The sequence below is a fragment of the Methylicorpusculum oleiharenae genome (assembly GCF_009828925.2).
Taxonomy (GTDB): domain Bacteria; phylum Pseudomonadota; class Gammaproteobacteria; order Methylococcales; family Methylomonadaceae; genus Methylicorpusculum; species Methylicorpusculum oleiharenae.
The window spans coordinates 2,347,700-2,372,129 of record NZ_WUTY02000001.1 but is presented as its reverse complement, the minus strand read 5'-3'; the positions used below and the strand labels follow the sequence as shown (position 1 = coordinate 2,372,129).

General features: G+C 46.3%; 25 protein-coding genes. 13 read left to right on the top strand and 12 right to left on the bottom strand.

Going from position 1 to position 24,430, the window contains the following annotated elements; translation table 11 throughout:
• Positions 1-16: 16 nt before the first annotated feature.
• The 7 genes from hpf to GO003_RS10850 all read right to left on the bottom strand — a co-directional run bounded on the left by hpf (position 17) and on the right by GO003_RS10850 (position 5,280).
• Positions 17-307: a ribosome hibernation-promoting factor, HPF/YfiA family gene (gene hpf / locus GO003_RS10880; RefSeq protein WP_159658705.1), complete on the bottom strand. Its 291-nt coding sequence runs from the start codon at positions 305-307 to the stop codon at positions 17-19.
• A 31-nt stretch (positions 308-338) separates the two neighbouring features.
• On the bottom strand, positions 339-1,781 hold the full coding sequence (locus tag GO003_RS10875) for an RNA polymerase factor sigma-54 (RefSeq protein WP_159658706.1): 1,443 nt from the start codon (positions 1,779-1,781) through the stop codon (positions 339-341).
• A 188-nt stretch (positions 1,782-1,969) separates the two neighbouring features.
• Positions 1,970-2,695, bottom strand: coding sequence for an LPS export ABC transporter ATP-binding protein (gene lptB / locus GO003_RS10870; RefSeq protein WP_159658707.1), 726 nt, complete (start codon positions 2,693-2,695; stop codon positions 1,970-1,972).
• 5 nt (positions 2,696-2,700) lie between these two features.
• On the bottom strand, positions 2,701-3,207 hold the full coding sequence (gene lptA / locus GO003_RS10865; RefSeq protein ID WP_159658708.1) for a lipopolysaccharide transport periplasmic protein LptA: 507 nt from the start codon (positions 3,205-3,207) through the stop codon (positions 2,701-2,703).
• On the bottom strand, positions 3,188-3,760 hold the full coding sequence (gene lptC / locus GO003_RS10860; protein WP_159658709.1) for an LPS export ABC transporter periplasmic protein LptC: 573 nt from the start codon (positions 3,758-3,760) through the stop codon (positions 3,188-3,190). Before lptC ends, lptA begins: the two co-directional genes overlap by 20 nt.
• A gap of 3 nt (positions 3,761-3,763) precedes the next feature.
• Positions 3,764-4,306: a 3-deoxy-manno-octulosonate-8-phosphatase KdsC gene (kdsC, locus tag GO003_RS10855; RefSeq protein WP_407942097.1), complete on the bottom strand. Its 543-nt coding sequence runs from the start codon at positions 4,304-4,306 to the stop codon at positions 3,764-3,766.
• Positions 4,303-5,280, bottom strand: coding sequence for a KpsF/GutQ family sugar-phosphate isomerase (locus GO003_RS10850; RefSeq protein ID WP_159658710.1), 978 nt, complete (start codon positions 5,278-5,280; stop codon positions 4,303-4,305). Before GO003_RS10850 ends, kdsC begins: the two co-directional genes overlap by 4 nt.
• 268 nt (positions 5,281-5,548) lie before the next feature.
• Between GO003_RS10850 and GO003_RS10845 the strand changes: the two genes are divergently transcribed.
• The 8 genes from GO003_RS10845 to hisC are packed head-to-tail and all read left to right on the top strand — an operon-like array spanning position 5,549 to position 12,436.
• Positions 5,549-6,493 carry an ABC transporter ATP-binding protein gene (locus GO003_RS10845; protein WP_159658711.1) on the top strand — a complete coding sequence of 315 codons (945 nt, stop codon included), beginning with the start codon at positions 5,549-5,551 and terminating at the stop codon, positions 6,491-6,493.
• A gap of 1 nt (position 6,494) precedes the next feature.
• On the top strand, positions 6,495-7,277 hold the full coding sequence (gene mlaE, locus GO003_RS10840) for a lipid asymmetry maintenance ABC transporter permease subunit MlaE (RefSeq protein ID WP_159658712.1): 783 nt from the start codon (positions 6,495-6,497) through the stop codon (positions 7,275-7,277).
• A gap of 1 nt (position 7,278) precedes the next feature.
• Positions 7,279-7,746: an outer membrane lipid asymmetry maintenance protein MlaD gene (gene mlaD / locus GO003_RS10835; protein ID WP_159658713.1), complete on the top strand. Its 468-nt coding sequence runs from the start codon at positions 7,279-7,281 to the stop codon at positions 7,744-7,746.
• A complete protein-coding gene (locus GO003_RS10830; RefSeq protein ID WP_159658714.1) occupies positions 7,743-8,090 on the top strand; it encodes an STAS domain-containing protein in 348 nt (115 codons plus the stop codon). The genes mlaD and GO003_RS10830 overlap by 4 nt, the downstream gene beginning before the upstream one ends.
• 13 nt (positions 8,091-8,103) lie before the next feature.
• Entirely contained in the window at positions 8,104-9,369 is a 1,266-nt protein-coding gene (gene murA, locus GO003_RS10825; RefSeq protein WP_159658715.1) for a UDP-N-acetylglucosamine 1-carboxyvinyltransferase, read from the top strand.
• A gap of 10 nt (positions 9,370-9,379) precedes the next feature.
• Positions 9,380-10,006 carry an ATP phosphoribosyltransferase gene (hisG, locus tag GO003_RS10820; RefSeq protein ID WP_159658716.1) on the top strand — a complete coding sequence of 209 codons (627 nt, stop codon included), beginning with the start codon at positions 9,380-9,382 and terminating at the stop codon, positions 10,004-10,006.
• A gap of 6 nt (positions 10,007-10,012) precedes the next feature.
• Positions 10,013-11,323 carry a histidinol dehydrogenase gene (hisD, locus tag GO003_RS10815; protein WP_159658717.1) on the top strand — a complete coding sequence of 437 codons (1,311 nt, stop codon included), beginning with the start codon at positions 10,013-10,015 and terminating at the stop codon, positions 11,321-11,323.
• A 42-nt stretch (positions 11,324-11,365) separates the two neighbouring features.
• Entirely contained in the window at positions 11,366-12,436 is a 1,071-nt protein-coding gene (hisC, locus tag GO003_RS10810; RefSeq protein ID WP_159658718.1) for a histidinol-phosphate transaminase, read from the top strand.
• Here the strand turns inward: hisC and GO003_RS10805 are convergent.
• From GO003_RS10805 to GO003_RS10785, 5 genes are all read right to left on the bottom strand, one after another.
• Positions 12,433-15,597, bottom strand: a complete 3,165-nt coding sequence (locus tag GO003_RS10805; protein WP_159658719.1) for a response regulator — start codon at positions 15,595-15,597, stop codon at positions 12,433-12,435. The genes hisC and GO003_RS10805 overlap by 4 nt on opposite strands.
• Positions 15,594-15,758 (bottom strand): response regulator, encoded by a 165-nt coding sequence (locus tag GO003_RS10800; protein ID WP_159658720.1) that lies wholly within the window; start codon positions 15,756-15,758, stop codon positions 15,594-15,596. Before GO003_RS10800 ends, GO003_RS10805 begins: the two co-directional genes overlap by 4 nt.
• 352 nt (positions 15,759-16,110) lie before the next feature.
• Positions 16,111-18,330: a PAS domain-containing protein gene (locus GO003_RS10795; protein ID WP_159658721.1), complete on the bottom strand. Its 2,220-nt coding sequence runs from the start codon at positions 18,328-18,330 to the stop codon at positions 16,111-16,113.
• Between the two features lie 88 nt (positions 18,331-18,418).
• Positions 18,419-18,556 (bottom strand): hypothetical protein, encoded by a 138-nt coding sequence (locus GO003_RS10790; RefSeq protein ID WP_231088941.1) that lies wholly within the window; start codon positions 18,554-18,556, stop codon positions 18,419-18,421.
• Between the two features lie 58 nt (positions 18,557-18,614).
• Positions 18,615-19,727, bottom strand: a complete 1,113-nt coding sequence (locus GO003_RS10785) for a response regulator (protein ID WP_159658722.1) — start codon at positions 19,725-19,727, stop codon at positions 18,615-18,617.
• Between the two features lie 417 nt (positions 19,728-20,144).
• Here GO003_RS10785 and petA point away from each other — a divergent pair, with 417 nt between their 5' ends.
• The 5 genes from petA (at position 20,145) to GO003_RS10760 (ending at position 24,003) form a co-directional block, all read left to right on the top strand.
• Positions 20,145-20,744: a ubiquinol-cytochrome c reductase iron-sulfur subunit gene (gene petA, locus GO003_RS10780; protein WP_159658723.1), complete on the top strand. Its 600-nt coding sequence runs from the start codon at positions 20,145-20,147 to the stop codon at positions 20,742-20,744.
• The gene (locus GO003_RS10775) at positions 20,741-22,141 is read left to right on the top strand and encodes a cytochrome b (RefSeq protein ID WP_159658724.1); all 1,401 of its coding nucleotides are present in this window, start codon (positions 20,741-20,743) and stop codon (positions 22,139-22,141) included. Before petA ends, GO003_RS10775 begins: the two co-directional genes overlap by 4 nt.
• Before the next feature lie 2 nt (positions 22,142-22,143).
• The gene (locus GO003_RS10770; RefSeq protein ID WP_159658725.1) at positions 22,144-22,866 is read left to right on the top strand and encodes a cytochrome c1; all 723 of its coding nucleotides are present in this window, start codon (positions 22,144-22,146) and stop codon (positions 22,864-22,866) included.
• A 151-nt stretch (positions 22,867-23,017) separates the two neighbouring features.
• A complete protein-coding gene (locus GO003_RS10765) occupies positions 23,018-23,623 on the top strand; it encodes a glutathione S-transferase N-terminal domain-containing protein (RefSeq protein WP_206444782.1) in 606 nt (201 codons plus the stop codon).
• The gene (locus GO003_RS10760) at positions 23,620-24,003 is read left to right on the top strand and encodes a ClpXP protease specificity-enhancing factor (RefSeq protein ID WP_159658727.1); all 384 of its coding nucleotides are present in this window, start codon (positions 23,620-23,622) and stop codon (positions 24,001-24,003) included. The genes GO003_RS10765 and GO003_RS10760 overlap by 4 nt, the downstream gene beginning before the upstream one ends.
• Positions 24,004-24,430 lie beyond the last annotated feature (427 nt).

The following is a 24,430-nucleotide window of genomic DNA, read 5'->3' as shown; positions in this document are numbered from 1 at the left end:
GATGTTGAGGAACAAATTAACGGTGATTACTGATTTTTTCTTTGTGTTTCAAAATTTGCCGATCCAATTTGTCGACCAGATTATCGATCGACGCATACATATCTTCTTGTGTATCTTCAGCAAAGATTTTGGCTCCGCTAATTTGTACAGTGGCTTCGGCTTTTTGATTCAGTTTTTCAACGGTCAAAATAACATGTACGTCGGTGACATTATCAAAATGTCTTTCTAATTTTTCAAATTTAGTTTCAACGTAATCTCTCATGGACTCAGTTACTTCGATATGGTGGCCTGTTACACTGATTTGCATGGAATAAACTCCTTTAGTTGTAATAGTTGCGTTATAAGGTACGCTTTCTCTGGCTAGATGAAGCAACATTCATTGCTTCACGGTATTTGGCAATCGTCCTTCTTGCGACATTGATGCCTTTTTCTTGTAATAAGTCGGCTATTTTACTATCACTGAGCGGTTTTGCCTGATTTTCATTGTCCACGAGTTCTTTAATCAGCGCTCTAATGGCTGTGGACGAACATTCACCTCCACCGGAGGTGGAAACATGACTGGAAAAAAAGTACTTGAATTCAACGATACCATTGGGGGTATGCATGTACTTTTGAGTCGTTACCCGCGAAATAGTTGATTCATGAAGCTCCAATTCTTCGGCAACATCACGAAGCACCATGGGTCTCATGGAAATTGAACCATGCTCAAGGAAATCCTGCTGCTTATCAACAATACAGCGAGCCACTCTCAACAGTGTTTCATTCCGACTGGTTAAGCTTTTAATAAACCATCGCGCCTCCTGCAAATGATCTTTCATACGGCAATTATCCACGCTGCTGTCTGCCCTTTTTATCATGCCCGAATAGAAAGGATTAACCCGCAATTTAGGCGCAATTTCCGGATTCAGATTGACAGTCCAGACGCCGCCTACCTTAACGACGTAAACATCGGGAATGATGTACTCGGAATCACCTTCGCTTATTTGCGCACCCGGCCTAGGATCCAAGGTTCGAATCAGCGCGATAACACCCGCCAAATGCTGCTCGCTGACACCTAAACGCCGTAGCAGCTTTACCCTGTCATGCGTTGCCAGCAGATCCAAATAGCGCGTCACCAGGACCAAAGCCTCTGCCTTATATTGCGTATCGTCGGGCAACTGTAACAATTGCAATCGCAGGCAATCCTGCAAATCAGCGGCAATGACGCCAGGTGGATCAAAATTTTGCAGACGGTGCAAAACGGCTTTAACCTCATCAAATTCCAGCTCATCCAACTGAGCCTGTAAACCCTGAAAAATATCATCAATCGAACTGATGAGGTAACCATCGCCATTGACCGAATCGATAATCGTGGTTGCGATGGCCCGGTCTCTATCTGAAAATGGCGTTAACTCCAGTTGCCAGAGCAAATGATCCTGTAAAGAAACCGACTTGCTGCGTTGACTTTCAAATTCAATATTCTCGGAAGTACTGCTGCTCGATGCCTGCGTGTTATCAAAAACATCTTCCCAGTTCGAATCAGTCGGTAACTCATCCGGAATATCAGTTTGGGAACCCTCCGCGGTTATTTCATCATATTTTTCAGTTTTTTTCTCTAACTGGCTGTCATTGATGTCAACAGGATGATCTTCCTCTACTTCAAGCATCATATTTGATTCTAGCGCTTGTTGAATTTCCTGTTGTAAGTCCAGAGTAGAGAGTTGCAGGAGCTTGATGGCTTGTTGCAGTTGAGGGGTCATCGTCAGCTGCTGACCCAATCGAATTTGTAGAGACTGTTTCATGAGCTAATTGCCGTTAAATGAAGAGTGACTTGAGTGTCGTGAGTTGTATAACATCCAAAGCTGAACCGTATTTATATCCGTCTTTAGTATTTTGTGACTGGAAACATAGCACGCCTTGCGCCTGTTTATTGATTGCCCTTATGGAGACGCAGCTTGCGCCAATAGCAAAAGTTAAGTGATTCACGTTCCTAAAGGCTAAAATTTTCACCCAGATAGACCTTGCGAACTTCCGCATTATTCACAATTGCTTTTGCATCACCCTCGGCGATAACCTTGCCATCATTCAGGATATAGGCACGGTCACATATTCCCAAGGTTTCCCTGACATTATGTTCAGTAATCACAACGCCAATCCCTCTGTCCTTAAGATGCACAATAATCTGCTTGATATCCTCTACAGAAATGGGGTCCACCCCGGCAAAAGGTTCATCAAGCAAAATAAATTGCGGATCTGTCGCTAGTGCTCGCGCTATTTCTACGCGCCTTCGTTCACCACCGGACAGTCCCAGAGCAATCTGGTTACGCAAATGCTCGACATGGAATTCCTGCAACAATTCCTCTATGGCGAGTTCTATCTGACCATTGCTTAAATCGCCCCGAATCTGGAGGACAGCACGTAAATTGTCGGCAACGCTTAATTTGCGGAACACCGAAGGCTCCTGAGGCAAATACCCCAACCCCATCTGTGCTCTGACGTGCATTGGAAAATGGGTAATCACCTGATCATTCAAAGTAATTTCGCCGGCATCGGCTTTTATCAAGCCAACCAGCATATAAAAACTGGTCGTTTTTCCAGCCCCGTTAGGACCCAGTAATCCTACGATCTCGCCTGTATTCACATCCAGCGTGACGCCGTTAACGACATTTCGTTTATTGTAGTTTTTTATCAGCGCAGTTGCCGCGAGTTTCGTCATGTTTTTTATTGTCCTTTGGGTTTTAAAATGACTCGCACACGTTTCGAATCAGACGTTTGTTCGCCTGCTTTGACAATAGCGTTTTTACTGTCATAGCGAATAATGTCACTGGCATAGGTATTTCCATCCTGCCAGACAACCGCCTCGTTTATCAAAATCAACAACGATTGCTCCGGGTAATATTCTCCGGTTAGCGCTTTGCCCGTTATTTCGCCGCCATTATCGGGCTGCTGCTTAAAGCGAGCAGGATTTCCGGTTGCAACCAACTTATCGACATTTCCATTCTTAAAATAAACCACCAGTTTATCGGATTTAACCTCAAGACTGCCTTGAGTCGAAATGACATTACCCGTGTAGGTGCTGATTTCGGTGTTATTGTCATAATTTGCGGCATTTGAATCGATATAAACCGGCTGCTCTGCATCACTTTTCAGTGAGTAGCCGATCGGACTGTACATCGCCATGGCGATCCAAATTCCCCAAAAAAACCCTTTATTTTTTCTTAAATTCATACTTCCCTCGCACCTTTGCAAACAATTTTACACGAATAGGATCGCCATAATTGAGCTGCATTCCGACACCTTCTGTTCTATGTGGCGGACTGAGTAATTCAGCCCACTCATCTGTTTCAGCATAGCTTTCTTCAGGCCTGACTCGTAAATTGGAGCTGTTAATTTTCATGGGTCTGACACCCGCAGCGCCCTCTCTCTGAACAACGGCTTTACCATTTAAAAAGATCAGTTTCCCATCACCAGACACTTTGGCTGTCTCAGACTTAATAATCCAGGGCGGGGCCGCTTCGTTTATCAAAGTCATCACAGGGTTTGTCAAATGGATGGTGCCATCGTCGCTAAAATGCTTCATCTCGTCAGCTATTAATTTATTTTTTAATTGACCGTTAGTGCCCATTTCCCATTTGGTATAACCGTTGCTGAAATAATCCGGACTGTGAACTTCTGCCCCAGGCAATAGGCTTGCTTGCTCGGTTTCATTGAGCAATAACAGCCACCAACTGGCTAATGCAAAAGCGGCCGCATAAACATAAATCTTATAGTTTCCAGGCATGATTTAAAGATACGGTTGAAGCGCCAAATCAAAAGTGCCTTGAGCCAACATGATCAGATCACACACTTCCCTTACCGCGCCTTGCCCACCCGGCACACGGGTACACCAATCAGCACGCTGTTTGACCGCAAAATGCGCATCCTGAACCGCAACAGCCAATCCGGCTCGCAGCATCACAGGCAAATCCAGTACATCATCTCCGACATGAGCCGTTTGTTCCGGTTCTATATTAAGTGCCTCCAACATTTCCTGAAAAGCGGCGAGCTTATGCTCATGCCCCTGATAGACAAATTGAATGCCCAGACTTCTCATGCGCAGTTCTACGGAATTTGATTTTCGCCCTGAAATGACGGCAACTTCCACACCTGATTGCCTTAAAAGTTTAATGCCGTGTCCGTCGCGGGCATGAAAACATTTATACTCTTTACCGAAATCATCAAAAAAAAGTCGGCCATCGGTCAGCACGCCATCCACATCCAATATGAGTAACTTTAATTTTTTTGCCTTATCCACTATCGTTTGATCAATCGAACCTATATCCATCATACAATCCCGGCATGAATCAGATCATGCATATTTAAAGCGCCTATTGCGCAACGGTTATCATCAACAACAATCAGCCCGTTTATTTTTTTGGACTCCATGATTTGCATGGCTTCAGCCGCCAAACGATCCGGACCGATAACAGAGCATTGCCGGGTCATGACCTGGCCAATAAGCGTAGTATGCAGATCAATATTTTTCTCCAGCATTCTTCGCAAATCGCCATCAGTAAACACACCGGCCACTTTTTTGTTGTCATCGACAACAACAGTCATCCCTAATTTTTTATTGGTCATCTCAATCAGCGCCACTTTAATCAATGCGCGTTCATTAACCAGTGGCATATCTTCACCCGTATGCATTAGGTCACTGACTAGAATCAGCAAGCGTTTGCCCAGACTACCTCCAGGATGCGACAGTGCAAAATCATCACGGGTAAAACCACGCGCCTCAAGCAAGGCAACAGCCAGCGCATCACCCATTACCAACGCCGCCGTAGTACTGGAAGTAGGCGCCAAACCCAATGAGCAGGCCTCCTTGGCAACGCTGACATTGATATGCCTGGTGGCAAATCTGGCCAGCGTAGAGCCAGGATTTCCGGTCATCGCTATCAACGGCACGCCGAGTCGTTTAATCAAAGGCAATATTGTCAGCACTTCGCCGGTTTCACCCGAATTTGACAAAGCCAGCACAACATCTTGCCGGGTAATCATCCCCAGATCGCCATGACTGGCTTCTCCGGGATGCACAAAAAAAGCAGGCGTACCGGTACTTGCCAAAGTCGCGGCAATTTTGCCACCTATATGACCTGATTTGCCCATACCGGTAACCACTACCCGGCCCCGGCAGTCAAACATCAACCGACATGCGGCTTCAAATTCTTCGTCGATTCGCTCCGATAATGCCGCTATAGCAGTCAGCTCAATGTCTATGACTTTTTTTGCCCGCTCTCTTAATTCTAATCCATTGATTTTCATTCTAAGCAAACCCATTTATTAAAACGACTCTTGCCAGCCCCGGTATTTTGAACATTTGATAAACGCTTCACTGACCCAAAATACGGTTTTCTTTTAGTCATGATTATCACACTTCAACTGTAAGAATCCATTCTTATGGTTCGAAAATTGCTAATTATGGCACGAATTAATCAGCAATGTCGTCTGAGATAGAGACGTTTGTTGACTTATTTGGTCCAGGTCAGACAAAATAGAACGTTTATTTCTTAGCATTATTGAAGCTTACGCAATGGATGACGACGATAGTATCATCAGCACCAGTTTAGTATCCGTTCGTAATTTGTCATTTCGCCGTGGCAATCGTGTCATATTTGACAACCTGTCCCTGGATATTCAACGCGGCAAAATCACAGCCATCATGGGACCCAGCGGCACCGGAAAAACCACCTTGCTAAAGCTGATTGGCGGGCAATTATGTCCCGATCAAGGCACAGTAACAGTGGACGGAATAGATGTGCACAAATTAAAACGTAAAGATCTGTTTGAATTACGCAAGCGTATGGGCATGCTATTCCAAAGTGGTGCACTGCTGACTGATATCAATGTATACGATAACGTTGCTTTTCCAATCAGAGAACACAGTCATTTAACCGAATCCATGATTCGCACATTGGTATTGATGAAACTCCAGGCCGTAGGTTTGAGAGGCGCCGCCAAACTGATGCCCAGCGAACTCTCCGGAGGCATGGCCAGGCGGGTTGCGCTGGCACGAGCTATCGCACTGGATCCGATGATGATCATGTATGACGAACCCTTTACCGGCCAAGACCCCATTTCAATGGGCGCGCTTATCCATTTGATCAAATCTTTGAACACTACGCTGGGATTGACGAGCATCATTGTTTCTCATGACGTACAGGAAACATCATTAATATCCGACTACATCTATGTCATTTCCGACGGCAAAGTAGCAGTTCAAGGAACACCTGCAGAAATTGAAGCATCGGATTCCCCCTGGGTTCAGCAGTTTATGAAAGGCGAGCCTGATGGCCCGGTGCACTTCCATTATCCGGCTAATGATTATGTTAAAGACTTATTTTATTCACCCGAAAAACCCTTAAAGAGGCCCAAAAAACCAGGAGGCCCCGGTTTTTTCGGCACAAAAAGCAGCCCACCACCTAAAACCGCCGAATCTAAAAAAAGCAGCCGGTCGCGTTACCATAGCCAGGATTAGCATGATTGATTTTTTGACCCATTTAGGAAAAACGACGCGTGCTGCCTTTAACAAACTCGGACGGGCCACTTTTTTTTTACTGCATACCTTGTTTGGCATTGGTGATGTCATCATTCGCCCCCGGTTATTAATTAATCAAATTTATTCCGTCGGCGTTTTGACTTTTTTGATTATCACCATCTCCGGCCTGTTTGTGGGCATGGTACTGGGACTTCAAGGTTATAACATTCTCTCTGATTTTGGTTCGGAGGAAGCATTAGGCGTAATGGTTGCAGCCTCATTGGTCAGAGAACTGGGCCCTGTTGTTTCCGGACTTTTATTTGCGGGTCGGGCAGGCTCAGCCCTGACGGCGGAAATCGGACTTATGAAAGCGACAGAGCAGCTTTCAGGCATGGAAATGATGGCAATAGACCCCATCAAACGCATCATGACACCCCGCTTTTTGGCAGGATTTATTTCAATGCCGCTACTGGCTGCCTTATTCAGCTCTGTCGGCATATTGGGCGGCCATTTGGTGGGCGTAGGCTTGCTGGGCGTAGATGACGGTTCTTATTGGTCACAAATGCAGGCCAATCTTGATTTTCAGGATGACATTATCAACGGAGTGATCAAAAGTATCGTATTCGGTTTTGTCGCAACCTGGATAGCCATTTTTGAAGGGTACGACGCCATTCCAACTTCAGAGGGAGTCAGCAGGGCAACGACTCGAACTGTTGTCAATTCTGCTTTCAGCATATTAGGATTGGATTTTATATTAACTGCTCTCATGTTCGGAGATCAATAACATGCAGCACACCCATTCCCAAGATACTCTGGTAGGACTTTTTGTCGCTGCCAGTATCACAGGTTTGTTTTTTTTGGCGATGCAAGTCAGCAACCTCAGTTCATTTGGCTCTGATGACACTTACAAAGTCACGGCACGATTTTCCAATTCCGGCGGATTAAAAGTCAAATCGCCGGTTTCGGTAGCCGGAGTCCGCATAGGAAGGGTCAGTGCGATTTCGTTTGACAAGGAAACGTTCGAATCCGTCGTAGAAATGAGCATCGAGTCCAGATATGACACCATTCCCGAAGATACTTCGGCCACTATTTACACGGCTGGCCTGCTTGGCGAGCAATACATCAATCTTCAGCCCGGCGGTTCCGATGAACACCTTGAAAATGGTGGACAGATTGAAATCACTCAATCAGCCATTGTTCTGGAAGAAGTGATAGGCAAATACCTCTTTAACAAGGCAGAAGAGAAAAAGTGAGCAATATCAATATTTTGCCTCAAGGAAGCGGAATTTATACCATTCAAGGTGACCTGACCTTTTCGACCATTGATAAGAAAATTGTCAATTCCTTTGCTTTTTTAAAACCGGACTCGACCGTCACAATTGACCTTAGCCAAGTCGTGACCACTGACAGCGCAGGCCTTGCCCTCATTATTGAATGGATAAAATACGCCAGGAATCACAGGGTTAAGATCAAATTTAACAATATTCCGCAGCAATTATTAAAATTGGCCACCCTGTGCGGATTGGAATACGAGCGTTATTTTGGAGGCAGTCCTTCAGAAATAACGCCTTTGGATCCCCCCCTTTTATCAGAATAAAACAGCATCTTCTATGGATAAATTACTTATTACCGGCGGCACGACACTTAATGGCGAAGTACGCATTTCCGGTGCAAAAAACGCGGCTTTACCGATCCTCGCCGCTACCTTACTGTCCGAAACACCCGTGAGTATCGGCAATATTCCTCACCTGAAAGACATCACTACAACCATTGAACTGCTGGGACGCATGGGCGTGCATATGGTGCTTGATGAAAAAATGAACATGGAAGTTGATACCCGAACCATTACCAACTATCAGGCGCCCTACGAACTCGTAAAGACCATGCGGGCCTCTATTTTAGTATTGGGCCCCTTACTGGCGCGCTTCGGTGAGGCTTACGTTTCCCTGCCTGGCGGTTGCGCTATTGGCTCACGCCCCGTGGATATCCATATTGACGGCTTGATAAAAATGGGCGCCGATATCAGCGTGGACGGCGGCTATATCCTTGCTAAAGCTAAAAGACTGAAGGGTTGCAGACTGGTACTGGAGCAAATTACCGTAACAGGGACCGAAAATCTGCTGATGGCGGCTACACTGGCATCCGGCACCACCATAATAGAAAACGCCGCAAAGGAACCGGAAGTATCGGACCTGGCTTACTTTCTCAACAAAATGGGCGCCAAAATTTCAGGCATCGGCACCGATGTGCTGACCATTGAAGGTGTAGAAAAGCTGGGTGTCGACAATCTGCATTATGAGATCATGCCGGACAGGATTGAAACCGGCACCTACCTGATTGCTGCCGCTATCACTGGCGGCAAGGTTAGACTAAAAGACACCCGCCCTGATATTTTGGATGCGGTTCTGGCTAAACTGGTCGAAGCCGGGGCTGAAATAACGTCCGGGGAAGACTGGATTGAACTGGATATGCATGGCAAAAAACCCAAAGCGGTATCCGTGCGCACCGCGCCTTATCCGGCTTTTCCGACCGACATGCAGGCCCAGTTCACCGCCATGAATACCGTAGCCGATGGCGTGGGCATCATCACCGAAACCATTTTTGAAAACCGCTACATGCATATTCAGGAAATGCAGCGTATGGGCGCCGACATCCGACTGGAATCCAACACGGCTATTTGTACCGGTGTCGCAAAATTGACCGGCGCTCCGGTCATGGCTACCGATTTAAGAGCTTCCGCCGGCCTGGTTCTGGCCGCCCTGGCCGCTGATGGCGATACCTTAGTTGACCGGATTTATCACATCGACAGAGGCTACGACCACATCGAAGAAAAACTTTCGCAACTGGGCGCAACGATTCGCCGTGTCCCCTGCTGAGAGAATAGATATGATTACGATAGCTGTCTCAAAAGGACGAATTTACGAAGAAGCGCTGCCTTTATTGGAAGAAGCCGGCATCAAACCCGTTGATGACCCTAAAACAAGTCGCAAACTGATCCTGCAGACCACACGCGAAGATGTACAACTGGTCATTATTCGCGCGACGGATGTGCCCACTTTTGTTGAATACGGTGCCGCAGACATGGGTATTGCCGGTAAAGACGTCTTACTGGAACATGGCGCAGAAAGCCTTTATGAGCCTCTGGATCTTAAAATTGCCACATGCCGTCTGATGACTGCAATGCATAAAGATGCCCCGGAAATCAAGCGTCGAGTCAGGGTTGCGACCAAATACGTTAAAACCGCCAAAAACTACTTTGCCCAGTACGGGATCCAGGCCGACATCATCAAGCTTTATGGCTCAATGGAATTAGCGCCCCTGGTTGGCCTGGCTGACTGCATTGTTGACTTGGTAGACACCGGAAACACATTGAAAGCCAACAACCTGGAGCCCCGTGAATTAATCATGAACATCAGCTCCAGACTTGTCGTCAACAAGGCTTCGATGAAAATGAAGCACCAGGCTATTCAAACGCTGATCGATCAATTTGAAAAAACCCTTTCCCAACGGTAATTTGCAATGAGCGATTTTAAAATCACCCGACTCGATTATGCTGATGCCAACTTTAAGCAACAACTGGCAGCGCTGTTGGCGTGGGATGAAACCGATGATCTGGAAATCCATCAGCGGGTACTGGACATCATCGCACACGTCAAAAAAAAGGGTGACTCGGCCGTCATCGAATACACCAATCGTTTTGACCAACGACACATTATCCAGGCAGACGAACTTGTCCTTAGTCAGCAGCAACTTGAGCAAGCATGGCATTCTCTGAAGCCTGAACAAGCGCATGCACTGGAAACCGCCGCCAACCGCATCAAGGCTTATGCCGAACATCAGAAAATCGAGTCGTGGCAATTTACCGAAGGCGACGGCACTATTTTAGGCCAGAAAATCACCCCGTTAGACCGTGTAGGTCTTTATGTGCCCGGCGGTAAAGCCGCGTATCCTTCGTCGGTTTTGATGAATGCCATACCGGCTAAAGTGGCTGGCGTTTCCGAATTGATCATGGTCGTACCCTGCCCCAAAGGTGAAATGAATTCATGGGTACTGGCCGCCGCTTATCTTGCCGGAGTCGATAAAGTATTTACCATCGGAGGCGCACAGGCTGTCGCTGCGCTTGCCTACGGAACTGAATCGATCCCGGCCGTTGCGAAAATTGTCGGCCCCGGCAATATCTATGTCGCCACGGCAAAAAAACTGGTATTTGGTCAAGTGGGCATCGACATGATCGCCGGCCCTTCAGAGATTCTGATCATTTGTGACGGAAAAACTGATCCGGCCTGGATTGCAATGGATTTATTTTCTCAAGCGGAACATGACGAAAATGCCCAGGCTATTTTAATTTCCGATGATGCCGATTACCTAAATCAGGTTGAGCAAAGCATTTATAAATTACTGCCGGAAATGGAACGTGCCGAGGTCATTAAAACCTCGCTGAGTAACAGAGGTGCGTTTATCAAAGTCAATTCTCTGGATGAAGCCGCAGAAGTGGCCAATACCATTGCTCCGGAGCACTTGGAATTATCGATCGCAAATCCGGCTGACTTATCTGAAAAAATTCGTCACGCCGGCGCCATTTTTATGGGCAGGCACACGGCAGAAGCCTTAGGCGATTATTGCGCAGGGCCTAATCACGTATTGCCCACCTCGGGTACAGCACGTTTTTCATCGCCTTTGGGGGTCTATGATTTCCAAAAGCGGACCAGCTTGATTAACTGCTCCGAGTCAGGCGCGCATGAACTCGGCAAAACCGCCTCCGTTCTCGCCCGCGGAGAAAGCCTGACTGCCCATGCCCGCTCTGCGGAATTCAGAATCAAATCATCATAACGAACGCGTTGGCGCCTTCGCCTTAAACCATGTCCTTCTTTTATGAACAGCGAGCAAATCAAAACACTTTTCAGAGCTGAAGTCCTTGCCTTGTCAGCTTACAAGGTGACAGATGCCCGAAGCTTCATTAAACTGGATGCCATGGAAAATCCTTTCTCATGGCCTGAAGACATCAAACAGCAATGGCTCAACAGCCTCACTGATTGCGCGCTAAACCGTTATCCAGACCCTGAAGCCCGGCAACTGTGCCTGACATTAAGACAAAATAACGGGATATCCGATGAGCATGGCTTGATACTGGGCAACGGCTCGGATGAAATCATCCAGATGTTACTGATGGCGTTGCCAACGGGTTCCGGTGTCTTGGCGCCTGATCCCAGCTTTGTCATGTACAAACAAGTCAGCCTATCACTTGGCCTTGACTATATCGGCGTACCGTTAAACAGTGAGACTTTTGACCTTGATCTGGACGCCATGCTTGACGCCATCGCTCTCCATCAACCTTCCCTGGTCTTTCTGGCTTACCCCAATAATCCTACCGGCAATCTATTTGAAAAAGGGGCCGTTATCGAAATCATCAAGGCTTGTAAGGGTTTGGTGGTATTGGATGAGGCTTACGCTCCTTTTGCGAACGCCAGCTTCATGGGTGAGTTGGGCCATTTTGATAATCTGCTTGTGATGCGCACACTTTCCAAATTGGGCTTGGCCGGTTTGCGACTGGGCTACTTGGCAGGACACCCTCTTGTCATTCAGGAACTCAACAAAATCCGCCTGCCCTACAACATCAATATTTTAACGCAGGCCACCGCTGAATTTGCGTTGCAGCATAGCGAACTGTTTAACACTCAAACCGCTATTCTTTGTAGCGAGCGAAGCCGGGTACTTAGCGTATTGGAAGCGATGAACCGCTTTTGCGTCTACCCAAGTGCCGCCAATTTTATTTTATTCAGAACTCAAGCTGACCAGGCAACCACGCTGTTTGAACACATCAAAAAACAAGGTGTGCTCATTAAAAACATGTCACCTCAAGGAGGATTGATGAAAGATTGCCTGAGAGTCACAATTGGCACACCGGAAGAAAATGACGCCTTTTTAAATGCGTTATCAGCTTAATCTGAAAGCTTAATGTAATAAGGACAGGCTTTTAGTATTTCTAATGCCTTTTCGTAATCAAAAATCTCGAGTTGATGCATAAAATCGGCATAACGATCTCCGAATACAGCCCGTAACTGTTCAACTGACTCAGAAGCAAGACGCCCGGCCCGGATATTACCCTGGATCAACAGACCTTCCATTTCCGCAAGTATGTGCTTGATGGGCTCTTGATCAATCTCGCTGCTGCGAGTTTGATCTGGATCATCGGGCAAACCAAGTATCGCCTCGGCCAATTGTCTCAACTCACTGTCACATAACCGGGCCAGTTCAGTACATTCGTTCAACTCCGCGTTTTTGAACAAGGCATTTTCCAGCTGAGTCACCCGGTCACACACACGATAAGCACCCAACGTCGAAGATACGCCTTTCAGGCTATGCGCCAAATGCCGGACAGCCTGTTTATCGCCTTCCGCCAGCAGTTTTAATGCAACATGCATATCGTCCTTATGCGAAAGCGCAAAAAGACGTAGCAAGGCTTTATATTTGGTGATATTGCCACGAAGAACCTGGAGAGGCGGAGCAAAGTCCATTCCATCTATAGGCGGTAATGATTCAGGCGGAGCTTTGGCAGCCGAATCAATTAATGCCGATGCAACTGGGGTTTTGTCAGTGCTATTGGGCTCCACAGGGGCAACCTCAGGCTGTCCTTTCTTTGATAGCCAGCGCAACAATGTCGCATAAAGCTCTCCAGGCATAACCGGCTTGGCGACAAAATCATTCATGCCGGCTGCAAGACAAGCCAACCGGTCTTCATTAAAAGCATTGGAGGTCATTGCCAAAATCGGCAAGGAGGCCAGACCCGGTTGCGCGCGAATCTTTTGGGTTGCCGTCAAACCATCCATAACAGGCATCTGTACATCCATTAATATCAAATCGTAATTCATTTTACTCGCCTTCTGTAAAGCTACCCGACCGTTTTCCGCCGTATGCACGGCCAGACCAACTCCGTACAACAACTCCAAAGCCACCTCACGATTGACCAGATTATCCTCCACCAGCAACACGCAGGCACCACTATGATCTCGGCGCAAAACCACCTCGGCGGCCACTGCTGATTCCTGTCTTTCCGGCATTTGACCTTGACCTCGCTGAAACCGGGCCGTAAACCAGAAAGTGCTGCCTTTCCCCAAGATACTTCTGACTCCTGTATCGCCTCCCATCATGCTTGCCAACCGCTTGGTAATTGCCAGTCCTAATCCGGTGCCACCGAATTTACGTGTGGTAGAAGCATCCGCCTGAGCAAATGCTTCAAATAATATTGGTAATTTATCCTCCTCTATTCCGACTCCGGAATCCTGAAATTCAAAACGAATCAATAAACCTTCGCGACTCTCTTCAAGCACGCTGACACACAAACAAATTTCACCGGAGTCAGTAAACTTGACCGCATTGTCGGCATAGTTAAGCAAAGCTTGGCGCAAACGGGTTGGATCACCCCGCAGCCACTTCGGAACCTGTTCGCAATCGAACCTGATACTTAAACCTTTAGCCCGAGCTTTATCGGAAATCATTGAATAGATATTATCCAGCACCACGCTCAGTGAAAAATCGACTTCTTCCAGCTGCATATGACCCGCCTCAATCTTAGATATATCGAGGATGTCATTGATGATAGAAAGTAGATGCTGTGTAGCCGTATCTATTTTGTTCAACCGCTCATTTTGCTCGGCAGTCAGACCGCTTCGCCGAAGTAAATAAGTCATGCCGATGATGGCATTCATGGGCGTGCGAATTTCATGACTCATGTTGGCCAGAAATGAGCTCTTGGCACGATTAGCCGCATCAGCAGAAGCCCATGCAGTTTCCAGCTCGAAAGTGCGCTGCTTTACCAGCGCTTCCAGATGGTGGCGATGCTGATCCAACTCTTCATTGAGCCTTTTATTATCAGAGATATCCTCTTTCAAAGCTGCATAGTGAGAAATGCTTCCATCTGCGTCACGGATAGGAATAATAATCGCGTATTCCACATATTCGCTGCCGTCTTTGCGTCTATTGATGAACTCCCCCTTCCAGGTCTTGCCGGACTTAAGCGCATCCCACAGTTTTAAATAAATCTCGGCCGATGTCTTGCCTGACTTCAGAACACGGGGATTTTGACCCACCAACTCCTCACGGCTATAGCCGCAGACTTGAATGAACGCCTCATTGACATATTCAATATTGCCATCCAGGCAGGTAATAATGGTACTTACTGGGCTTTGCTCGACGACTTCAACCAATTTGCGTAACTGCTGTTCACTGTTTTTGCGTTCGGTAATATCCAGATTGATGCCGGAGAGTCTGATCGGTTTGCCGTCCTGGTCATATTGAGCCTGCCCCTTGCTGATTAACCAGCACACTTCGCCCGAATTCCGCCTGAAGCGGAACTCTACCTCGAAAGGCTTGCCCTGCATGATATGTGTCGCCCACACCGCCTCAAACAATGGCAAGTCATCCGGATGCACCCGTGCTAAAAAATCTTCATTCCTTTTTAATTCACCTGGGGCAAGTCCGTAAATCCGAAAACATTCGGGCGACCAATAGGGTTTATCATTACTAATATCCCAATCCCAGATACCGACATGAGCACCTTCCTGGGCCAGTATCAAACGCTGTTCGCTCTCGCGTAACGCCGCATTTACCGTCTCTGCCTGATTTCGAGCAATGATGGCATCTTCCATCAAATTCATTGCGGCCAATTGCGCCTGACGCTGTACTTTCAAAGCGCGTTCCTGGGTTTCGTGCAATACCGTTTCAGCGGCGTGACGTATGCGGCGCTCATTAACCTCATCTATCGCGCGCCGCATAGCCGGCACCAGGCGGATAAGATTATTCTTAAAGACAAAATCAACCATTCCCAAGCGTAACAGCTCTACCGCCATTTCTTCGCCCACGCTACCGGATACTAAAATCACAGGCAATTCGGAATTGGAATTGTGGATTTGTTGAAGCGTGGTACGAAAATCCATACCGGGCACATTGTAATCCGATAGCACGACATCCCACGAGGACTGTAAAGCGTGTTCCAACTCTTGATTAGTAGCGATACACTGACATTCGCCCTCAATTCCATTCAGGCGGAGAAATCGCTCCAGCAATAAAAAATCTGAGGTGATATCTTCAATAACTAATACTTTCATCGAGGCGGGCCCTCGGAAGTCGCCAGCCAATAGACCCCTAAACGCGCTGCAGTCTCGGCAAAATCGTTAAAACCCACTGCCTTTAGGACAAAACTGTTGACTCCATTCTCAACGCTGCTCAAGCGATCACCCTCTAATAAAATGCTTTTTGTCGAACTCATAAAAACTCCGATTTATACTTCTCAGCATGAACGGGCGCTCCTGATAGCGAAAAACAGGTGACCGCATTTTTCCAGATTCAAACTTATCCTCAATAACCCCACCCATCTTGACGATGCCCGCCGCAGCCCGTTCTAATTTGGTTTCAAAACGGGAATAGCTATCGTGCAAGCCTCACTCAGCAAAGTGACCAGTACACCATAAACACCTAAAATCTATACTTAAATAAATCGTAACCCAATGAAATAACTAATTTCCTTGCAAAATCGGAAATATAAACCATAGAAATTGCAATCATTAAGGTAGCGGATATAAATTGATGCAAACCGGTTGGAATGACATCTTGTAGCCTGTTCAAATCTCGCCTCCTTCACCCGGCTCATCCAAAAAAGACAACCTGAAAGGCGGCTCCTGACCAAGCTGCCGGGACAATTCGTTAATCTGTTGCTTCAATGCAATCATGTCCAGTTCACGGCCAACCGAGGCACGATTGAAACGTTCCATTTCTGCATTTCGCTCAGCCAATTCCTCAGCTTGCTTTCGCAGCGCATGTTCGGCAACCTTAGCGGCACTGATATCGTTAATAGTCCCTATCATCCTTAGCGGTTTACCCTCATTCGTCCATTCGACGACTCGGCCTTTTTCATTAACCCAGGTAATTTGCCCTGCCGGCTTTTGAAGACGATAATCGACATCAACAGCGGTAATGATCCCCTGCAAATGAGCGTCTATGGTCTTCATTACTAATGGCAAATCATCAGGATGAATGGTGCTTTTAAAAAATGCAAAATCTGGCGTGACCTCATCGGCCCGGTAACCGGTAATTTCATAGTAACGGGGCGATAGATAGGCAACATCGCTCTGAATATCCCAATCCCAAAGCCCGACAGTCGTGACCTCAAGCGCCAACTGCAGACGTTCCTTACTGATGCGGAGTTCTTCTTCCGCCTTCTTACGTTCGGTGATGTCTCGCGATATACCAAACAAGCCGCTAACATGACCGTCACCATCGTATAAAGGCCCCTTGATCGAAGAAAACACTCGGACGCCATCTGCTGTCATGATTGTTTCTTCCCCAGTAATCGTTTTATTCTCAGCCAGCACGCGGCGGCCGATAGCCATGAGCATTTCAGCCTGATCTGCAGGAAATAAAGCCGTATCATCCCGGCCGATCACCTCATCAACCGACTTACCGACAATCTGACTGGCTGCGGCATTAAACAGCATATAGCGGCCCTGCAAATCCTTGGCAAATATAGCATCACTGGAACTATCGGCAATGGCGGATAAAAGGTTCAAAGCTTGCAGTTGCCTTGCTTGAGATTCCTGTTCAAACCGAGATAGTTCTAATTGTTGGCCCTTCCGCAGCAAATAATGACCGGCACCCGCCACGAATAGAGACAATAAACCCACCATGCCTATCCATACAATATCCTCTCGGGCTTCAGCATAAAGTTCAGCCATGTCCAGCTTGCAAATTAATACCCAATCACTGCCTTCAATAGCCTGCGCTACACCGATAACGGGTTCGTTACGGTAGTCAACGCCTTCAATCGGTTCTCCCAACTGAATTTCGTTACGAAACAACTGGGCAGCTAATAGCTTGGGTGTCGAAACCGGTAAACGAAGATTGAGTTCAGCATTTGCATTGTCCTTTAACGGATTAAGATAGAACAACTGATCATCGTCTTTTCTGATCAATAAGGTTTCTACACTGGCACTGATCATCGGCCCATGTGTCAGCGCAGGAAAAAGCCACTTATCCAGTTCAAAATGCTGGATAAGAACGGGGACTGCACCCTCTTTGGACACACGGTTAATCGGCACAACGAAATCCAGCCTGGCACTGCCTGTCGCGTCTCGATAAGGACCTATTTCATGGACTTTTCTATCGGCACTTGTTAAGAGAACCGCATCTATTGTTTTCTGAGAAAGGGCGACCGAATCAGAATAAGAACTCCATAACCGGGCTCCGAGTGGACTGATCAATGTTACACCATCATACATATGGATCCTGACCGATTGCTCCAATCGGATGTCTAACTCTTTCCCGCTTTGGTGATTACCTGATTCTTGCCACAAACGGTATTGTCTGGCATAGAAAAAGCTAGTTTGCATAAATTCTGCATAACGCTGCCGTTCTTGCCGCCAATCGCCTATTTGCCGTGACTTCAGATCGGCCACGGCCTGCAGTTGACTGATCTTTTGTTGTTTATGATGTTTTATAGACAAGAACATAAAGGAACAGGTCAACACAACAATGACTAAGGCTAACAACACAAATATCCAAGCCTGTAGAGCAGACTTTTTTGCTTTAACGGCAACTGCTGCGGGAACCTTAAACCAGCGAAGCATCAAGCCATAGAGCATCAGTGAAGTGATAATGACGAAAAGCCATCCTTTTAAGATACTGACGAGAATAATCGTTTCCGGGTCGTCAAAAAAAATACGGGTCAACTGATCGGAAAGTAAAATCCAAACGGTAGCAAACAGCGCATATATGAAAACCACAGAAAGATTTTTACCGCGACTGGCGACATCTTGTGATTGGGTTGTTAACGAGTCAGTGATCATAGTGGATTCGTCTGGACCTGGGGCTAATTAGCCGGAAATGACTTGTTGAATAAGGAGGCGACACTAATAAAACGAATTTTAATAAACTTCACAGTTCATCTCCATGTATACCCATAGTAGATCGAAATTCGGCACCGGGGTGTCCGTCAAAGAACGCCGTAAATACATCCATAGGCTCTATGCCAGTATCCATGCTGGCAAAGCCTGCTCCTGCAAGACTACCCATTGATTGATTGTGATGGCTTTAACTTAATGGCATTTCCCTTGTTACGTCTCACAATAAATCATGGTTCGCAGTCCGAGTGAGAATCGCGGTAACGATCGGCAATTTCACAGAAAACATCAAATTTGGAAATGAAGATATCGACTACATCAGGGTCAAAATGAGTACCCCGTCCTTTCAAGATAATGTCCCTGGCATGCTCATAAGGCATAGGCAGTTTATAGACGCGCGGGGAAATCAATGCGTCAAACACATCCGCCAAGGCCATAATTCGGGCTGAAATGGGCGTAGCATCGCCAATCAAACCATCAGGATAACCGCTGCCATTCCATTTTTCATGATGCCAACGGGCAATTTCTTTGGCCAGAGAAAGAAACTCCACTGACTCGACCGTATCCCGCTCAGCAAACTCTATTGCATCACTGCCCAACTGTGCATGAGTCTTCATAATATCCCACTCTTGCGGTGTAAGTGGCCCCGGTTTTCGGAGTATTGCATCAGGAATCCCTACTTTGCCTATATCATGCAATGGCGCCGAACGGGTCAATAACTTGATATAACTGTTTGTTAATGCATCCGTATAATCAGGATTTTTTTGCAGGCCCACTGCCAATTGCTCTACATAACCTTGTGTACGAAGAATGTGATAGCCTGTTTCCGAATCACGTATTTCGGCAAGATGCGCCAACGCACGAATGCTAACTTCCTGAATAAGCTCATTTTCCATCATCCTGCGCGCAACCTCGGCTTCCAGCCACGCATTCTGGTTTACCAGGTGTTGACGCGCTTGTTTTAGTTCGAGCTGGGTATGCACCCTGGCTAAAACAATGGGAAGGATAATCGGTTTGGTTATATAGTCCACGGCCCCTGTATTAAGGCCATGCAATTCCGCTTCCTTGCTATCCATAGCGGTAACAAAAATCACCGGAATATCATGAGTGATCGGATCTGCCCTCAATTGTTCGAATACCTGATAACCATTCATTTCCGGCATCATCACATCGAGCAGAATCAGGTCCGGGTAAGGTTCAATATGTGCCACACGTAAAGCTTTTTGACCCGAGGTGGCCGCTCTCACATCGTAATAAGGTTGTAATAATTCGCTAAGGACGGCCAGATTCTCTGGTAAATCGTCAACAATCAATATGATTGGCTGTGGGGCTTCCACCGGCATAAGGGCTCCGCGATTGAATTATTATCAGAATGATCAAAAGGGAAGATCAAGATAGCTATTACCCAACAATACTAGCACCTCTAACATGGAATGACAGGTTTAAGTTGTCCGGTCACCAGCTCAACGAAAAGCAGCACTTAATCCTTATCCCACTGTCGAGAGATGTTAGTCTGCGTCCTTCTTCCCAAACACTCAACATCCGCATGGAAAATCTGATTTTATTCAGAAAATCAATAATATAAATATGATACGAAAAGAACTTTTCATTTCACGCATCGACAGATCAGCTGATAAGTCGCTGAGTTGAGTAAATTTCAATTTTATTACTTCAATTAACCTCAGATGAAGTGGTATATTGGCCCGATAAAAATAATAAAAGAGTCACCTGTAGCTCAGTAATAACCAGGAGTGTTACCTATGAATAATGAAGGCGTCGACAAATCAAAACGCCAATTTCTGACCTCGGCCCTCACTGTAGTCGGTGCGGTTGGTACAGGCTATTTGGCCGTTCCGTTTCTTGCGCAAATGCAACCCAGCGCGAAAGCCATGGCTGCAGGCGCTCCAGTACAAGTCGATATCAGCAAAATGGAAACAGGGCAACTTATCAGAGTTGCCTGGCGTGGAAAGCCCGTATGGATAGTCAATCGCACAGAAGAGGTTTTAACGACTCTTTCGACACTTAATGACAAATTAAGAGACCCTCTTTCAAACGAATCTATTCAACCGCCTTACAGTAAAAATCCCAATCGATCGATCAAGCCTGATATTTTCATCGCAGTCGGTTTGTGTACGCACTTGGGTTGCTCGCCGACCTTCAGGCCTGAAATAGCCCCCGTCGATTTAGGCAATGATTGGAAAGGCGGTTTTTTCTGTCCTTGCCACGGCTCTTGGTTCGATCTGGCCGGACGCGTCTACCGGGGAGTACCGGCACCGACTAATCTTGAGATCCCCCCTCATCGCTATGTCAATGACTCCTTGATAATCATTGGTGAAGACACCGTGGAGAAGGCAGCATGAAATCAAATCGCTGGACTGATTGTGGCAACTGGGTCCTGGACAGGTTCCCACTGACCAAACTTTGGAATGATCATATGGCGCATTACTATGCGCCCAAAAACTTTAACTTCTGGTATTTTTTCGGCTCACTGGCCTTACTGGTTCTGGTCAATCAATTTGTGACCGGCATTCTGTTGACGATGAACTATAAGCCGGATGCCAAACTGGCTTTTGATTCAGTCGAATACATCATGCGGGATGTCAACTGGGGATGGCTGGTTCGTTATATGCACTCAACCGGCGCATCGGCCTTTTTTATAGTGATTTATCTGCATATGTTCAGAGGCATCATGTACGGCTCATTCAAGCAGCCACGTGAGTTGATCTGGATATTCGGCATGCTGCTGTTTGTTGCGTTGATGGCTGAAGCGTTTATGGGTTATTTGCTGCCTTGGGGACAAATGTCTTATTGGGGTGCTCAGGTAATCATCTCACTATTCAGCGCCATACCGGTTATTGGTGACGAACTGTCATTATGGGTCAGAGGTGATTACGTTGTCTCTGATGCGACACTGAACCGCTTCTTTGCCTTCCACGTCATCTCGGTTCCTCTGGTCCTGGTCTTGCTGGTTCTGCTGCACATCATAGCCTTACATGAAGTGGGATCTAATAATCCGGACGGCATTAATATAAAAGAATTCAAGGACCCATGGGGCCATCCCGTGGACGGCGTTCCATTTCACCCTTATTACACCGTTAAAGATCTTGTCGGTGTTGCGGTATTTTTATTCTTTTTTGCCACTGTCATTTTTTACATGCCGGAAATGGGAGGATATTTCCTTGAACACGCCAACTTCATACCGGCCGATCCATTAAAAACACCGGAACACATCGCACCGGTTTGGTATTTCACACCTTTCTATGCCATTCTCAGAGCAGTACCGGATAAATTTGCCGGAGTAATTGCAATGGGAGGCGCCATCGTTGTGCTGTTTCTTTTGCCTTGGTTGGATCGTAGCGAAGTACGCTCTATCCGTTACCGCGGTGGGATATACAAAAAAGCCTTGCTCTTGTTTGTTATCAGTTTTGTCAGCCTGGGTTATTTAGGCACTCAACCGGCAACACCGACCGCGACAACTTTTGCACGGATATTCACCGCCATCTACTTCGGCTTCTTCTTGTTGATGCCGATTTACTCTCGCTGGGAAAAATTCAAGAAAGTGCCGTCGCGATTAACCCCGGTGACCAGCCTTGAAGACCGAATACCGGCCCTGATTGAGACATTCGAAGAAATTACAGTCAAAACCCCGATCACCAAGGAGGATGGAACAACTGTAGTGAGGAGAAAACCTAACTTTAACGGCATGGCAAACGTAGTTGTTCGTTTGGCAAAAAAACTAAAAGAAAGCCTCGATTGATTATGAATAAATTACTCACATTATTTTTAATATTCATGCTCCCCTTCACAGTGCTTGCCAGTGAAGGCCTTCAACTACAGAAAGCAGACATCGATCTGACGAATAACGCATCCCTGGAACGGGGTGCGAAGCATTTTGTAACCTATTGTTTAGGGTGTCACTCGGCCAAACACATTCGCTATTTGCGTATTGCTATCGATTTTGATCTCAAGGAAGACAAAGTGCTGAAAGAAATCGCTCCATTGGGCGCCAACATTTACGACAAGATGACCTCAGCCATGAATGCTCACGATGCGGAGAAATGGTTTGGCATCATGCCGCCTGATTTGTCTTTGATCGCCCGCTCACGGGGTGAAGATTGGATTTACAATTACCTCAAAGGGTTCTATACCGACAAATCCAAACCCTTAGGCGTCAATAACACAGTATTCCCTGATGTTGGCATGCCTAATGTGCTATGGCAGCTTCAAGGCGAACAAACGCCTGTCTATAAAAATGTCGATGGCAGAGAAGTCATAGAAAAACTGTCTATCAAAGAAGCCGGCCAATTGTCAGAAAAGGAATTCGATATCATGATCAATGACTTGACCAACTTCCTGGTCTATGTCGGTGAGCCGGTTAAACTGGAAAGAGAGCGAATGGGCAAGTATGTTTTATTCTTTATCTTTATGATTTTCATACTTTCGTATTTGCTCAAAAAAGAATACTGGAAAGATCTGCATTAAGATTATTCAGAAAACAGGGACGTTTCCAGCTTTCAGTTAGCGCCGAGGATCGGCAAATAACACTGTTTTTTCATGATATACTCACCTCTTTTTTGTTGTGTATCGAAAGAGGTTTTGTTTTGTGGCCAATACCCATACTCGTAGATCAGTTATGACGCTTTTTTCTTCACCCACTTGCGCATTAAGTCACGGAGCCCGCCTCGTCTTGCACGAAAAAGGAATAACGGCCGACATAGAATATTACGACACCAATGAACCTCCTGAGGATCTGCTTGAATTAAACCCGACAGGTGTTTCACCAACGCTTATAGAACGTGGATTGGTGCTCTATGATTCACGCATTATAATGGAATACCTGGACGAACGATTCCCCCATCCCCCTCTTCATCAAATGGACCCCGTCTCTCGCGCAAACGCCAGGATGATCATTAAACGAATTGATCAGGATTGGTATTCTTTGATGGATGAAATTCTCGTTTCCGGTGAAAAAAAATCGGCACGCGCCAAAAAATTACTTAAAGAAAGCCTGCTTTCTGCCGGTCAAATTTTTGAAGCCCGCCCGTTTTTCATGAGCGATGAATTTTCTTTAATCGATTGCACAATGGCGCCTCTGTTGTGGCGGCTTCCCAGCATGGGCATTGAATTATCGACTACCGGCGAAGCATTGCGCAATTATGCCAACCGCTTATTCAGAAGACCGGCATTTATTGCAAGTTTAAGCAGCGCCGAAAAAGAAATGGGTGAATTACCTAGATGACCCCGATAAAGCCTTATTTGATTCGTTCGATATACGAATGGGTCTTGGATAATGATCTAACGCCTCACATGCTGGTTGACTCCGAAAAAGAAGGAACCGTTTTACCCAGAAATTATGTGGAAGATGGCAAAATTGTACTGAATATTAGGCCGGAAGCAATACACGGACTTACACTGGGTAATGAAACTGTAGAATTTAACGCCCGGTTCAGCGGAAAACCGATGCATATCATCGTCCCCATCAAAGCGGTTCTCGCAATTTATGCAAAAGAAAACGGCAAAGGGATGATTTTTGATCAGGAAGAATACGACGAAACCGACCCACTGCCCACTCCACCCGGCAAATCCCCAAACAGACCCAAACTGAGAGTTGTCAAATAATCTGATTTCTGATCCTCAAGCCTGCTTGTCTAAAAGTCAGGATTGAGTGTAACAATATGACCCTACTTCGACTTGACATGCTGGTCACTGTATTTTTTTGACAAGGTTTAGTTGAAAGAAATATCGAATACCGCCTGCAGGTGTTGTCTTTGGTTATCCGACCCATCAGAAATCATCATCACTATACAAAGAATCCTCGATTTGATCGCCTCAGCTTCTTGAAAATTGATGTCCTGTTAACAGCGGCAGCTTTTAGACTTTGTACACAAAAATCCGCTAAGTGATTAACCTTATTAAACTTATCGAGTTACTCACAAATACTGGGGATAACTCTATGCATATCTTGCCGACACTCAGGCTGACGCCGTATACTTTTTACCGTTTCTTTAAATTGTCTACTTTTTATACAAAATGGTTATTTACCTAT

Coding starts and splice junctions, on each gene's coding strand:
- hpf (WP_159658705.1), bottom strand. CDS start 307: ATGCAAATCAGTGTAACAGGCCACCATATCGAAGTAACTGAGTCCATG.
- GO003_RS10875 (WP_159658706.1), bottom strand. CDS start 1,781: ATGAAACAGTCTCTACAAATTCGATTGGGTCAGCAGCTGACGATGACC.
- lptB (WP_159658707.1), bottom strand. CDS start 2,695: ATGACGAAACTCGCGGCAACTGCGCTGATAAAAAACTACAATAAACGA.
- lptA (WP_159658708.1), bottom strand. CDS start 3,207: ATGAATTTAAGAAAAAATAAAGGGTTTTTTTGGGGAATTTGGATCGCC.
- lptC (WP_159658709.1), bottom strand. CDS start 3,760: ATGCCTGGAAACTATAAGATTTATGTTTATGCGGCCGCTTTTGCATTA.
- kdsC (WP_407942097.1), bottom strand. CDS start 4,306: ATGATGGATATAGGTTCGATTGATCAAACGATAGTGGATAAGGCAAAA.
- GO003_RS10850 (WP_159658710.1), bottom strand. CDS start 5,280: ATGAAAATCAATGGATTAGAATTAAGAGAGCGGGCAAAAAAAGTCATA.
- GO003_RS10845 (WP_159658711.1), top strand. CDS start 5,549: ATGGATGACGACGATAGTATCATCAGCACCAGTTTAGTATCCGTTCGT.
- mlaE (WP_159658712.1), top strand. CDS start 6,495: ATGATTGATTTTTTGACCCATTTAGGAAAAACGACGCGTGCTGCCTTT.
- mlaD (WP_159658713.1), top strand. CDS start 7,279: ATGCAGCACACCCATTCCCAAGATACTCTGGTAGGACTTTTTGTCGCT.
- murA (WP_159658715.1), top strand. CDS start 8,104: ATGGATAAATTACTTATTACCGGCGGCACGACACTTAATGGCGAAGTA.
- hisG (WP_159658716.1), top strand. CDS start 9,380: ATGATTACGATAGCTGTCTCAAAAGGACGAATTTACGAAGAAGCGCTG.
- hisD (WP_159658717.1), top strand. CDS start 10,013: ATGAGCGATTTTAAAATCACCCGACTCGATTATGCTGATGCCAACTTT.
- hisC (WP_159658718.1), top strand. CDS start 11,366: ATGAACAGCGAGCAAATCAAAACACTTTTCAGAGCTGAAGTCCTTGCC.
- GO003_RS10805 (WP_159658719.1), bottom strand. CDS start 15,597: ATGAAAGTATTAGTTATTGAAGATATCACCTCAGATTTTTTATTGCTG.
- GO003_RS10800 (WP_159658720.1), bottom strand. CDS start 15,758: ATGAGTTCGACAAAAAGCATTTTATTAGAGGGTGATCGCTTGAGCAGC.
- GO003_RS10795 (WP_159658721.1), bottom strand. CDS start 18,330: ATGATCACTGACTCGTTAACAACCCAATCACAAGATGTCGCCAGTCGC.
- GO003_RS10790 (WP_231088941.1), bottom strand. CDS start 18,556: ATGGGTAGTCTTGCAGGAGCAGGCTTTGCCAGCATGGATACTGGCATA.
- GO003_RS10785 (WP_159658722.1), bottom strand. CDS start 19,727: ATGCCGGTGGAAGCCCCACAGCCAATCATATTGATTGTTGACGATTTA.
- petA (WP_159658723.1), top strand. CDS start 20,145: ATGAATAATGAAGGCGTCGACAAATCAAAACGCCAATTTCTGACCTCG.
- GO003_RS10775 (WP_159658724.1), top strand. CDS start 20,741: ATGAAATCAAATCGCTGGACTGATTGTGGCAACTGGGTCCTGGACAGG.
- GO003_RS10770 (WP_159658725.1), top strand. CDS start 22,144: ATGAATAAATTACTCACATTATTTTTAATATTCATGCTCCCCTTCACA.
- GO003_RS10765 (WP_206444782.1), top strand. CDS start 23,018: ATGACGCTTTTTTCTTCACCCACTTGCGCATTAAGTCACGGAGCCCGC.
- GO003_RS10760 (WP_159658727.1), top strand. CDS start 23,620: ATGACCCCGATAAAGCCTTATTTGATTCGTTCGATATACGAATGGGTC.